The sequence below is a fragment of the Phycisphaerae bacterium genome (assembly GCA_018003015.1).
Classification (GTDB): Bacteria; Planctomycetota; Phycisphaerae; order UBA1845; family PWPN01; genus JAGNEZ01.
Window position 1 is genome coordinate 34,792 of sequence record JAGNEZ010000034.1, and the last position, 12,788, is coordinate 47,579.

The following is a 12,788-nucleotide window of genomic DNA, read 5'->3' on the forward strand; positions in this document are numbered from 1 at the left end:
TGGGTATGGTCGCACCGGTGGGCGGTGATTCGCTTGGGCCGGTCGGCTTCGGGGTCACGTACCGGGGTACGAGACTTAGCGTGTGTCAACGGGGTATTGTTGAACCGAGAGGTTCTCTTGACAGGGGAGGTTTTCGTCATGTTTGCGACGAGACGCATCGGATGGCTGGTTGTGGGGTTGGCCTGGTTGGCGATCCCGTCGGTCTGGGGGGCATCGGCCGGCGAATCAGAGGAGCGGGATCGTGCGGTGGCCCGGGATCGGGAGGGAGACGAGAAACGAATTCAGCAGATGATTGACCGCCGGGTTGACCAGCGGATGCGTGAGCTGGTGGAGAAGTTCCGGCCGGAATTGCAGCGGCGAGTTGCGGCGTTCCGTGATCAGGTCTTGCCGCGGATGATCGAGGGCAGCAGGTTGAGGGGTGGCGTGGGCTTTGCCCGTCGCGGCCCGATGCAGGGTCGGGCTGACCGAGGCCTGGACCGACCGGGACGGGGGTTCGGGGGGGGCTTGGGTCCGCGGTGGCTGGGGCACGGCAAGTCGGCGGGTGGGCGTGGGGGGTTCGGGCCTGCGGGTCGTTCGTGGGGTTTTGGCGGTCCGGGAATGGGCCGGGGCTTGCCCGGGATGGGCGGGCCGACGGGTATGCGAGAGCGGCTTCGCCAGGGGATGGGCAGGGGGTCTTCCGGCCCGTGGGAATGTCCGATGATGGGGCCAAGGTACGGGGACTACGGGCGGCGCGGTCTGGGTGTTGGGCGTGAGTTTGGCGCCGGACGGGGCTTAGGGCTGGGGCGTGAGGGGAACGCCGGTGTGATGAAGAACCGGCTTCGCAAACGGGTGATGGCCAACCGGGGTGCTGATGTCCTGGATCGGCCTGCGAGGAAGGACAAGGGCGGCCCCAAGGTTGATCGTCCTGTCGACAAAGAGAAGCCGGTGCTCCGCGACCGGGGTGACGCGGGCCGGCCGATGGAGCCTGGTCAGGGTCGAGGGCGTGGCCAGGGGTTCGGTCGCGGGCAGGGTTTTGGCGCGGGCCCGGGTCCTGGAGCAGGCCTGGGGTTTGGCCAGGGTCCGGGGTACGGAGCGGGGTTTGGACAGGGGCGAGGGCGTGGTCTGGGTGGCGGGCCTGGCGGGCCGGAAGGTGCCAAGCCTGAGGCGGGTGCTGAAAAGAAGGCCGTCAGGCCCGAAGCCGGGGTTGGTCGTGGCATGGGCCGCGGTCGAGTCGATGCCGAGGGCCCGGGAGGAGCTCCTGCGGTGCCGGTTCTTCGGCCCAACGTGAATCCGCTGTTTGGGGTGCTCGATGCCAATCGCGATGGCGAGCTCCAGCCGCAGGAGTTCAAGCGTTTTGGCGAAGTGCTCAAGAAGGCGATCAACGAGAACGGTGACAAGCCGATCAAGGTAGACGAATGGAATCGGATTCTGCGGCAGGTGGCCCGGGAGTTGCGCGGTGGAGGTGATCCGGCGCCGGCCAAGGAGCCGAAGAAGGAGTGAGAACCGAGCGTCATGGGTGGGGGACCGGCCGGGGGGGCAGGCGCCTGGGGCCGGTGGGCAGTTTCTGTCGCGTTCGCATCCGGCCGGCATGGACGTGTTCATCGCGTTCATGCCGGCCACTCCTGTTGATTGGTCGCGAGCCGCGAGGTACGGTGTGCCCATGGATCCTGGTTTGCGCTCATCCGGTCATGCCGTGATGCCGACCTGGGGAGGAGCCTGCCGATCATGGGACAAAGCTCTCCGCCACCGTTGACCGGTTTTCGGATCATGATCGCCGTTGCCGCCGCGATCGCGGCGAGTATCCAGCCCTCGATCTCGCGAGCCGGTCCGCACAACCCCGACACCGACTGGTTCCAGAAGTCCGGCTACGGTGTCTTTGTTCACTATCTGTGGGATCTCCAGAACGATGCTCGGCAGGTCCAGAGTCTCGGCCGGCAGACGTCGTGGGAGGAGTGTGTTCGCGAGTTCGACGTGGACCGCTTCGCCGATGCCATGGCCGAGGCGGGAGCCGGCTACGTCATTTTCACCATGCATCAGCGCACGCGTTTCCTCATTGCCCCGAACGCCACGTTTGATCGGCTGACCGGCTACAGACCGGGGGAGTCCTGCTGCACGCGTGATCTCGTTGCGGAGTTGCACGGGGTTCTGGCCCGCAAGCGGATTCCCCTGATGCTCTACTGGACGGGCGATGGACCGCGCGAGGACGAGAAGGCCGCGGCCGCGCTGGGCTGGAAAGTGCCGGTTCCTACGGAGTACGTGAGGAAGTGGGCGAGTGTGGTTGAGGAGTACGGTGAGCGGTACGGCGAGCGGGTTGCCGGCTGGTGGGCGGACGGCTGCTATCCGTTCATTGGCTACGACGACGAGAAGCTTGGCGTACTCGCGAAAGCCCTGAAGGCCGGGAACCCGAAACGCATCATTGCCATGAACCCCGGCGTTCTGAACGGTGTTCGGGGCTACACGCCTCATGAGGACTTCACTTGCGGGGAAGAGAACGCATTTCACGATCAGCCCGCCTCGCGGTGGATCGACGGCGAGCAATGGCACATCCTATCGTTTCTGGGTTGCGGGCGAAGTCACATTGGGGCGGCATGGGGCATGGCGGGGACCGGCTACACCAAGCAGGAGCTGATTGAGTACGTGTTCGATGTGAACAACGGGGGCGGTGTGGTGTCGATCGATGTGCTGCTGTATCGGGACGGGGGGCTGGATCGGTCGCAGTTGCAGATTCTGAAGGCTTTGCGTCCCGGCCTCGCGGCGATGAAGACAGGTCCAGCCGTTCCGCCGGGGAATTTGGCGTTTCGCAAACCCGCCCGATTGCTGAGTCTGGACGGCACACACGAGCTGCAGGTCAACGGCGGCGTTCACCCCGCCAGGCTGGGTGTTGACGGTCGAGGTGACACCACCGCGCTGGCCGGCGGCGAATGGCCCTGGACTTACGAGGTGGACCTTCTGCAGGCGCGTGCGGTACGGCGGGTGAAGGTATCTTTCGCGAAGGACGGCTTCCCCACACAGCTGCGTGTTCAGGTTTCGGCCGACCGCAAGACCTGGCAGACCATGGTCTCGGTCGACGACCATGATGGCGGTCTGGTGGATGCTGAATTGGCGCCTGTTCAGGCCCGTTGGCTGAGAGTCAGTGCCTTGAAGCCTGACGGCCCCGACCAGAAGGGTGTCCAGATGGCCGTCGCGGAGCTGGAGGCATATGAGTGATCGGCATTGTCTGGGGGCGAGTCGGGGTCCGGATGCCATGACCTTCTGGGGTTTCCGTCTTTTGATTTTCTGATTTGGCTATGCCACGGCGTCGACGCGCGCCCCGCCGGTGTCGGGTCGGGCGCTGGGCTCGATGCCTGCGTTGGTGTAGGCGCCGCTGACCGTGCCGGTGGAGACGATCTGGCTCTGGATGGAGTCGATGCTCAGCGAGGAACTGGAGTAGTAGAGCGACGTGCTCTGTTGGGTGCTGTTCTGTTGCTGGAGCTGAACCAGACCGGCCATCAAGGCCAGCAGGCTCTTTTTGTCGTCTTCGTTCTGGGTCTTCATGAATTCCATGAGCAGCATGAGCAGGACTGCTCCGAGCAGTTCGTTGCTGACCGCCGCAGTCTGCGTTTGGGAGATGAGGAGTGTTTCCGAGGATGCGTTGACCAGCTGGGACGAGACGAGCTGGGTGGCCGTCGCGTTTCCGGCCCCGGCCGCCGCTCCCACGGACGGCTGGGTGGAGGCGGGGCTGGACTTCATGGCTGGCGTTGCGACCGCCCCGTCCATGGCGGTCATCGGGCTCGTGCGGAGGGGCAGGATGCTGGCGGAGTATCCTCCGATCGCTGAAACAGGATCCACGTCTTCTTCCTCCTGTGATCCCCGACCTGGGGGCCTCTCTCCCCTCCTGGTTGAGAGCAGGGATTGTGCCCGGGGCGCGGATGCGGCGTTCGAGGCTCTGGGCTGGCTTTAAGTTCTTCTTTAATAATGGGTTATGTGATCAGCGATGGTCTGAGCGGGGTGTGCGGTTTATGACGTCGTGACGCACTGGAGGGCGCTCCCGGAGGCTCTATAGCCACAAAGGCTTGTCGAACATGAACTTAGGAGACGTTGACGGGCCATGCGGCCTGCTGCGGTCCCGTCGTTCCGGACGGTGGGATCCGGCTGGGGACACGGTGTGCCGGCGTGGGTTGTTGTTTGGCGCCCGCCGCACGGTTTCGGGGGATCGATGTTGACCTGGGCCCGGTCTTCCCCGGAAGGCGGGTGATCGGCGTCGTCTGCGGATGGACTTCTTTCCGTTGTTGCGGTCGCTTCGGCCACCTTCCTCTTGGTTGTTCCTATACCTCTAGAGAGAGCTTTTGTTGACTCCTGGCCTGGGCACACCTGCAATGGGCTCGAGATTGGGGGGCGTATGCCGTGGTCAGCGGCCCGGGCGGACAGGTTGGGAGGTGGGCTGATTCTGGCGGGATCGCCGGGGCTTGGGGTGACATTGAAGTGTGCCGGGCGGACAGTCGGACGATGGGGGGTTGGTGATGGGGGTCTGCAGGTATGCCCCGTGGGGTGTTTGTGTCCCGGGCTGTTCGCGGTCACAATGGGCTCGCGTGGCTCGTGGTAACCAGGGGTATGCATGGTCACGGTGACGGATCGAGCGATGCGGCGGGGCAGGATCGAGCTCATCTGTGGCTGCATGTTCAGCGGCAAGAGTGAGCGGCTGATTCGGCGGGTTGAGCAGGCCGGTGCGGTTGGTGTGTCGGTTGTGGCCTTCAAGCACGCCTGCGACGACCGCTATGGAGCCGACCAGATTGTGGCGCACAGTGGTTTGCGGGTTGCGGCCTACCGAGCAGCCAGTGCCGTGGAGATACTCCGCAGGGTGGGCGAGGCTCGGCTGGTGGTGATCGATGAAGCCCAGTTCTTCACCGCTGATCTGGTGGATGCCTGCCGTCAGCTGGCGGCGGAGGGGCGGCAGGTGGTGGTGGGCGGGCTGGATCGCGATTCGTGGGGTTTGCCGTTTGGGCCGATGCCGGAGCTCGAGGCGATTGCCGATGAGGTCACGCGCACGCGGGCGGTGTGTGCTCGGTGCGGCCGTCCGGCGGAATACACTTGTCGGCGCGTACCGGTGGCGGGCTTGACCATGGTGGGGGGTGCGGAGGCCTACGAGCCGCGTTGCAGGGATTGTTTTGAGGCTCCGCCGATCGAGTTGAGGCGGTGATGGGGGTCTGGTGCCGATTGCTGCCGGCCGCTGGGATCGCGGGGGGCATTGAGACTGTTGAAGGAGATTCGACATGGGATTGGATTCGGCGGGCGGTCAAGGCTATCGGCCGTTGCTTGATCTGAGGCAGACCGAGCGGGCGATTCGGACGATCAAGGAGTTTTTCCAGGTCAACCTGTCCGCGGCTCTGAATCTGCAGCGGGTCAGTGCTCCGCTGTTTGTGCCTGCCGACACGGGGGTCAATGACAATCTCAACGGGGTCGAGCGGCCGATCTCGTTTCCGGTGAAGGATCTCGACGATCGGCGGGCGGAGATTGTGCAGTCGCTGGCCAAGTGGAAGCGGATGGCGCTCGCGGATTACGGCTTTGGTCCGGGGGAGGGGATCTACACGGACATGAACGCCATTCGCCCGGACGAGAAGCTTGACGAGCTGCATTCGATCTACGTGGACCAGTGGGACTGGGAGCGGGTCATGTCCGCTGGCGAGCGGAACCTGGACTTCCTCCGCTGGGTGGTTGAGCGCATTTACGAGGTGATTCATCGCACCGAGGAGTGCGTTTCGGAGGCCTATCCGGTCATCAAGCCTTATCTGCCCGATCGGATTCACTTTGTACACACGGAGGAGTTGCAGCGGCGATTTCCGGATCTATCTCCGCGTGATCGCGAGAATCGGGTTTGCAGGGAGCTTGGTGCCGTGTTCGTGATTGGCATCGGGTCGAAGCTTGCGGACGGCCGGGCCCACGACGGCCGGGCCCCGGACTATGACGACTGGTCGACGCCCACGGCCGGCGGCAAGGGGCTCAATGGGGACATATTTGTCTGGAATCAGGTGCTGGGGCGTGGTTTTGAGTTATCCTCGATGGGCATTCGGGTTGACGCCGAGGCCCTGGTTCGGCAACTGGAGCTGACCGGCACGCGTGACCGAGCGAGCCTGCTGTTCCATCGTCGATTGCTGGCCGGGGAGCTGCCACAGACCATTGGTGGCGGCATTGGCCAGTCGCGGCTGTGCATGTTGTTTCTGCGCAAGGCGCACGTCGGCGAGGTGCAGTCGAGCCTCTGGCCGGACGGGTGGCGAGAGGAGCTCAGGAAGAAGGGCATCGTGCTGCTGTAGGGTGGCCGGGCGGGGGCGTGGTGGGGCCGGTGGTTACCGGGAGTGTGGAGCAGGGTGCCGGTCGGTCATTAGAGCGGCGAGATGCCGGCTCATCGTTGAGGGGATGGATTGCGGCGTGAGGATCAAGGTTGACGGTCGGGTTTTCGGGCCGCGAACTGCAGATGGGGGCAACGAGCGAGGTTGGCGGGATCGCGGGCCAGGCGTTTCTCGACGGCTGCCCAGCGGCGGCGGGTGGCCGGATCTTCGAGTTGTTCGCGGTGGCGGCGCATCGGCAGGACGGTTTTGCCAGTCAATTCCAGCATTTCGAGTCCGGTCATGGTGACCATTCTGGCGATCTGTTCCGGCTCGAAGGTATGGACTTCGAACCGCTCCGACGGGTCGCGGGTCAGCCAGTGGGTCCGGCCGCTGCGAAGGAATCGTTCCAGTTCTTCGATCTGACCTTTTTCGAGGTAGTAGTCCACGCAGGCCACGCGGTTGTCCAGGGTGGCGACCAGGATGCCGCCGGGTGCCAGGCAACGGGCGATCTGCCGCAGGGCGGCCTGCGGATCCGCGGCCAGGCCGATCGGTTCGCCCATCGCCATGGCGAAAGCGAAGTGATCGGCCGGCAGGGCGGCGAGATCCATGAGGTCGGCCTGGATGAAGTCCGCTTTGTGTTCGCTGCCCATCTCGGCTGCAAGCCGACGAGCCTCGTCCACCATTTTGGCGGACAGGTCGACGAAGGTGACCCGGTAGCCGCTCTTGAGCAGTTTGCGGCCCCATTTGCCCGAGCCGCAACCGAGGTCGACCGCCGGGGCGTTGACGTTAGCTGGCAAGTGACGTTTGAGGTACTCCCAGGTCAGGTCGTCGTGCCACTGCCAGTAGGCGTCGTCGTAGACGGTCTCGTACCGCCTGGCGACCCGGTCGTGATAGCGCTGGTTGGGGCTGCGATGGGAACGCATGGAGAAGCCGCAATCGAAACGCCGAAAAGGGACGTCGTCCCGTCGAGACGTCACCGCCTCGAAAGTGCAGGGTGTGGGGGGCTTTTCCGGTTATCCTCCGCCCGGTCACTCTGGCGAGCAGCAAGTGGGCGGGAGCCGGGGGCTGAGCACGCCCGCTTTTTCTGCCCGGCACGCAGCACTTTCAGCTCAGCACCTGCTCACAGCCGCTCCGCGATCTGGATCGCGTTCAGGGCGGCGCCCTTGCGGAGCTGGTCGCCGCTGACGAACAGGTCGATGCCCCGGCCGTCGGGCTGGCTGATGTCCTGGCGGATGCGGCCGACGAGCACGTCGTCGCCGTCGCTGGAGTCGATGGGCATTGGGAAGTAGTTTTTCTCGCGATCGTCCACGACGCGCGTGCCCGGGGCGGAGCGGAGCGTTTCGAAGACCTGCTTCTCGGTCACCGGCCTGGCGAAGGTGATGTTGATCGCTTCGGAGTGGGCCCGCGGCACGGGGACGCGAACGCAGGTTGCGGAGACCTGGATCTCATCGCAGTGGAACATCTTGCGGGTCTCGTTGACCATCTTCATCTCTTCTTCGTTGTAGCCGTTGGCGGTGATCTTCGAGTTGTGGCTGAAGAGATTGAACGCGATGCGGTGGGGCAGGACTCGGGGTGTGACCTTCTTGCCGGCGAGCAGATCGCGGCTCTGCTCCTCAAGTTCGACCATGGCCTGGTAGCCGGCTCCGCTGGCCGCCTGGTAGGTGCTCACCACCAGCCGCTGGATCGGGCAGAGCTTGTGGAGGGGCCAGACGGGGACGACCATGATGATCGTCGAGCAGTTCGGGTTGGCGATGATGCCCTTGTGCTTGCTGATGTCCTCGGGGTTGACCTCGGGCACGACCAGGGGGACGTTCGGATCCATGCGGAATGCGGAGGAGTTGTCCACGACCACGGCGCCGGCCTGGGCGGCGATAGGGGCGAACTTGCGGCTGATTGAAGCCCCGGCGGAGAAGAGGGCGATATCGACGCCTTTGAAACTGTTCTCGGTCAATTCAACCACCGTGTGCGGTTCGCTCTTGAAGGTAATCGTTTTGCCTGCGGACCGGGCCGACGCGAGGAAGGTCATCTTGCTGCAGGCGAACTTCCTCTGCTCAAGGACGCGAATGAACTCTTGCCCCACCGCACCGGTGGCGCCCACGACCGCGACATGACCAGCCATCTCGAGAGGACTCCTCAGCCGCGCCGGTCCGGGTTTCGTGTCCCACCTGATTCGTCAGGTTACCTGTCTTAGGAGCGCCCGAGCCCGACCAGCGCGAAGTTTAGCATTGTATTCGGATTTGCCGGCCGGGGCAATGGTTGGCCGAATCGGGTCGTGGCCTCGTGGTTCCGAGCCTTAGGACGATCGTGGTTCGGGGATCTGTCGAGTCGTGGCCCTATTCCAGATCCCAGTTGCGGTTCAGTCACTTGCCCCGGCCGAAGAAGGCCTGGTTCCAGCGGAGTTGGTTTCGCAGATCGCCCAGTCGGGTTGCGCCGTCGATCCGCACGCATTCGAGGCCGGCCATTTCTGCGAAGTCCTCGAAGCACTCGGTGGTGATTGCCTGGCTGAGCACGGTGTGGTGGGGTCCACCGGCGTAGATCCACGCGGCGGCTGCGGTTTTCAGGTCCGGGCGTGGGATCCACAAGGCCCGGGCCACGGGCAGGCGGGGCATGGCTTGGTCTGATTCGACCGCATCGATCTCGTTGACCAGCAGCCGGAAGCGGTCGCCGAGGTCGATCATGGCCATGTTGATGCCGGGTCCGGCGGGGGCGGTGAAGACCAGTCGGACGGGGTCGGCCTTTCCGCCGATCCCCAGGGCGTAGACCTCGCAGGATGGTGTGGCGGCAGCCAGCGACGGGCAGACCTCCAGCATGTGGGCGCCCAGCACCTTTGGCCCGGAGGGGTGCAGGTGGTAGGTGTAGTCTTCCATGAAGGATGTGCCGCCCTTGAGGCCGGTGGCCATGACTTTGACGGCGCGGAGGAGTGCGGCGGTTTTCCAGTCGCCCTCGGCGCCGAAGCCGTAGCCGGCCGCCATCAGCCGCTGGGCGGCGATGCCGGGCAACTGGTCCAGGCCGTGGAGGTTCTCGAAGGTGTCGGTAAAGGCCTTGAAGCCGCCGGTGTCGAGGAAGGCCTTGAGGCCGAGCTCAGCCCGGGCGGCGTAGCGCAGGGCATCGCGTTTCGCTCCGCCGGGGCGAAGCGGCGTGGCCATCGTGTATTGGGCGTCGTACTCGGCGACGAGGCGATCGATGGCCGGGTCGGACACGTCCTTGATGTATTGGACCATGTCGCCGATGCCGTAGCCGTTGACTTCGACGCCGAGTCGGATCTGGGCCTCGACCTTGTCGCCCTCGGTCACGGCGACCTGTCGCATGTTGTCGCCGATGCGGGCGACCTTCAGGTTGCGCAGTTCGTGCAGGCCGGCGGCGGCCCGCTGCCAGACGGCGAGCCGGTCCTGGACCTCTGGGTCCTGCCAGTGGCCGACGACCACCTTGCGGGGCTGCTCCATGCGGGCGCAGATGAAGCCGAACTCGCGGTCGCCGTGGGCGGCCTGGTTGAGATTCATGAAGTCCATGTCGATTGTGGCCCAGGGCAGGTCGCGGTTGTACTGGGTATGCAGATGGGCCATGGGCTTGTCGAGGGCCTGGAGGCCGGCGATCCACATTTTTGCGGGCGAGAAGGTATGCATCCAGGTGATCAATCCGGCGCAATGGGGGGCGGCATTGGCCTCGCGGCAGACCCGCAGAATCGAGTCCGCGGTGGTCACGACCGGCTTGAACACCAAGCGGAAGGGCAAGCGTGCGGAAGCGTTCAAGCCTTCGACCATCCGGCGGCTGTTATCGGCCACCTGGTTAAGGGCCTCCTCTCCGTAGAGATGCTGGCTGCCGGTGATGAACCATATTTCCAGGTTATCGAATGCCATGATCGTCTCCTCTCGGGCTTGGGCCGAATCGGTTTACTCCTTCTGTCCATAATAGGCGGCCGGTCCGTGCTTGCGCTGGTAGTGCTTATCGAGGACAAACGGTTCGAGGCCGGGTGCGGTGGGGTCGATGAGCCGGGTTCCCAGGGCGATCTCGGCGACGGCCTCGAGGGCGACGGCGTTGCGGACCGACTCGCTGGCGTCGGTGCCCCAGGTGAACGGTCCGTGGCCTGCGACCAGGACGGCGGGCATGGTCACCGGATCGAGGGTGGCGAAACGCTCCACGATCACCCGGCCGGTGTTGGCCTCGTAGTCGCTCATGACCTCCGCCTTGGTCAAGGCCCGGGTTACCGGCACGTTGCCGCGGAAGTGGTCCGCGTGGGTTGTGCCCAGGCAGGGGATCTCGCGCCGGGCCTGGGCGAACATGGTGGCGTGCCGGCTGTGCGTGTGGGTGATTCCGCCGATCTGCGGGAAGCTGCGATACAGGAGCAGGTGGGTTGGGGTGTCGCTCGAGGGTCGCCACTTGCCTTCGACGACTCTCCCTTCCAGATCGACCACGGACATATCTGGCGGCTGGAGCAGGTCGTAGGCCACGCCGCTGGGCTTGATGACCACCAGTCCCCGGTCGCGGTCGATCGCGCTGGTATTGCCCCAGGTGAGGGTGACCAGCCCGCAATGCACGAGCTCGCGGTTTGCCCGGCAGACCGCCTCTGTGAGCGAATCGAGCACGGCTCAGGCCTCCTGGCGGACGCGGGATCGCAAGGCGATCAGCTCTTTCATGACCGACGGCAGAGGGCTGGCCCCGCCGGCGGTTCCGAACGCGTCGTGCAATTGCCGGTAGATGCGGTAGAGCTCGGCGTAGACATCGGCGGCGGGCTTGCGTGGCCGATAGACCTTGGGTTTGACCCCGGTCATGGCCTGCTGGGCGGCAGGTACGTCGGGGTAGGCTCCGCCGACGACGGCGCCGAAGATAGCGGCGCCGAGGGCGCAGGTCTGGGCCGACCGGCTGATCTTCATAGGCCGGTTGCACACGTCGGCGTAGATTTGCATGACGAAGGGGTTCTTTTCGGCGATGCCGCCGCAGTTGACCACCTCGCTGACGGCCATGCCGTACTCCTCGAACCGCTTGATGATGGTGAGGGCGCCGAACGCCGTGGCCTCGACCAGGGCGCGGTAGATTTCCGGGGCGTTGGTGTGCAGTGTCTGGCCGATCAGGAGTCCGGAAAGGAGGGGGTCGACGAGGATGGTACGGTTGCCGTTGTTCCAGTCCAGGGCCACCAGGCCGCTCTCGCCGGGTTTGAGTTTCTCCGCCTGGCGGGTGAGGTTGACGTGGGCGTCGCCCTTGGCCGCGTAGGCGGCGGGGGCGAGCTGCTTGACGAACCAGTTGAAGATGTCGCCGACGGCGGACTGGCCGGCTTCCAGGCCGTACATGCCCGGCACGATGGAGCCGGGCACGATGCCGCACACTCCTGGGATGTCCGCCAGGCGGCCGTCCATCGGGGAGACGAGCATGTCGCAGGTGCTTGTGCCGATGATCTTGACCAGGGTGCCGGGTTTGATGCCCGCGCCGACGGCGCCCATGTGGGCGTCGAATGCGCCGACCGCGACGGGGATGCCGGCCGGCAGGCCGACTTTCTTAGCCGTCTCGGCGGTCAGGTTTCCGGCTTTCCGGTCGGAGGGCAGGGCGGGTCTGGCGTAGCAGTTGGCGGCCCGGGGCAGGTCTGGATCGAGGCTCTCGAGGAATGCCGTGCCCGGCAATCCGCCCCACTGGTCGTGGTACATGGCCTTGTGGCCGGCGGCGCAGATGCCGCGTGGCAGGGTGGCGGGGTTCATGTTTCCGGTGATGAACGCGGGCACGAAGTCGGCGAGCTCCACCCAGGATGCCGCTGCGGCGAAGACTTTGGGTGCGGTTCGTTTGCAGTGCAGGAGCTTGGACCAGTACCACTCGCTGCTATAGGTTCCGCCGCACTTGAGGAGGTAGCCGTCGGGGTGGGAGCGGGCTTTTTGGGTGATCTCGGCGGCCTCTGCGTGGCCGGTGTGGTCTTTCCAGAGCCAGGCCTGGGCGGCCAGGTTCTTCTTGAAGGCTGGCTTCAGGGCCAGGGGGGTGCCGTCCGCGGCCACCGGCATGGGTGTCGAGCCGGTGGTATCGACGCCGATGCCGACCACGTTTTCCGGCTTGAAGCCGGGGAGGCGTTTGGCGGCAGCGACTGCGCCGCGGACCGATGCGTAGAAGCCGGCGAGGTAGTCTGCGGGGTTTTGCCGGGCGCAATTGGGGTCCTTTGGGTCGAGGAGGATTCCCGCTTCTCCGCTTGGGTAGTTGAACACCTTGGAGGCCACTTCGCGGCCGTCCCTGAGATCGACCACCAGTGTCCGGACGCTGTTTGTCCCGTAGTCGACGCCGACAGCAAACTGCCGTCCTTTGCCGGAACGCGCACCCATGAATGACTCCTTCCACCTGTTTCCGAGATGAGGGATTCGTTACGCCACGTCGGCCCGCGGCGGGCCGGCACGCCCTGACCACGCAAGACACGATCTACCTGTCGAGCAGGAGTCTCGTCGCTTGCCGGGCATGATAACCGAAGTTGCCCGGCCCATCGAGGTGGTCTGGCGGGCCAGCCGGGGGCGGCTGGAGAGTGCGAGGTGATGTTTCCGG

General features: G+C 65.2%; 10 protein-coding genes. 4 read left to right on the forward strand and 6 right to left on the reverse strand.

The genetic code is table 11. The features are described 5' to 3' along the window. The first annotated feature begins 138 nt into the window (after window positions 1–138). A complete protein-coding gene (locus tag KA354_15225; protein ID MBP7935993.1) occupies window positions 139–1,479 on the forward strand; it encodes a hypothetical protein in 1,341 nt (446 codons plus the stop codon). Window positions 1,480–1,704: 225 nt separating this feature from the next. Then, window positions 1,705–3,186, forward strand: a complete 1,482-nt coding sequence (locus KA354_15230; protein MBP7935994.1) for a discoidin domain-containing protein — start codon at window positions 1,705–1,707, stop codon at window positions 3,184–3,186. 78 nt (window positions 3,187–3,264) lie between these two features. On the opposite strand, the gene KA354_15235 is transcribed toward KA354_15230, so the two are convergent. Further along, window positions 3,265–3,807 carry a hypothetical protein gene (locus KA354_15235; GenBank protein MBP7935995.1) on the reverse strand — a complete coding sequence of 181 codons (543 nt, stop codon included), beginning with the start codon at window positions 3,805–3,807 and terminating at the stop codon, window positions 3,265–3,267. Window positions 3,808–4,573: 766 nt separating this feature from the next. Here KA354_15235 and KA354_15240 point away from each other — a divergent pair. Both KA354_15240 and KA354_15245 read left to right on the forward strand, forming a co-directional pair. Then, complete coding sequence (locus KA354_15240) at window positions 4,574–5,155, forward strand: thymidine kinase (GenBank protein ID MBP7935996.1); 582 nt, start codon at window positions 4,574–4,576, stop codon at window positions 5,153–5,155. 73 nt (window positions 5,156–5,228) lie between these two features. Beyond that, a complete protein-coding gene (locus tag KA354_15245; protein ID MBP7935997.1) occupies window positions 5,229–6,266 on the forward strand; it encodes an aspartate--ammonia ligase in 1,038 nt (345 codons plus the stop codon). A 122-nt stretch (window positions 6,267–6,388) separates the two neighbouring features. On the opposite strand, the gene KA354_15250 is transcribed toward KA354_15245, so the two are convergent. The 5 genes from KA354_15250 to KA354_15270 all read right to left on the reverse strand — a co-directional run bounded on the left by KA354_15250 (window position 6,389) and on the right by KA354_15270 (window position 12,574). Then, window positions 6,389–7,204 (reverse strand): class I SAM-dependent methyltransferase, encoded by an 816-nt coding sequence (locus KA354_15250; protein ID MBP7935998.1) that lies wholly within the window; start codon window positions 7,202–7,204, stop codon window positions 6,389–6,391. A 197-nt stretch (window positions 7,205–7,401) separates the two neighbouring features. After that, window positions 7,402–8,400 (reverse strand): aspartate-semialdehyde dehydrogenase, encoded by a 999-nt coding sequence (locus tag KA354_15255; protein ID MBP7935999.1) that lies wholly within the window; start codon window positions 8,398–8,400, stop codon window positions 7,402–7,404. 241 nt (window positions 8,401–8,641) lie between these two features. Further along, a complete protein-coding gene (gene araA, locus KA354_15260; GenBank protein MBP7936000.1) occupies window positions 8,642–10,138 on the reverse strand; it encodes an L-arabinose isomerase in 1,497 nt (498 codons plus the stop codon). A 33-nt stretch (window positions 10,139–10,171) separates the two neighbouring features. Beyond that, window positions 10,172–10,864 carry an L-ribulose-5-phosphate 4-epimerase AraD gene (araD, locus tag KA354_15265; protein MBP7936001.1) on the reverse strand — a complete coding sequence of 231 codons (693 nt, stop codon included), beginning with the start codon at window positions 10,862–10,864 and terminating at the stop codon, window positions 10,172–10,174. A gap of 3 nt (window positions 10,865–10,867) precedes the next feature. Next, complete coding sequence (locus tag KA354_15270) at window positions 10,868–12,574, reverse strand: ribulokinase (GenBank protein MBP7936002.1); 1,707 nt, start codon at window positions 12,572–12,574, stop codon at window positions 10,868–10,870. Between the last annotated feature and the right edge of the window lie 214 nt (window positions 12,575–12,788).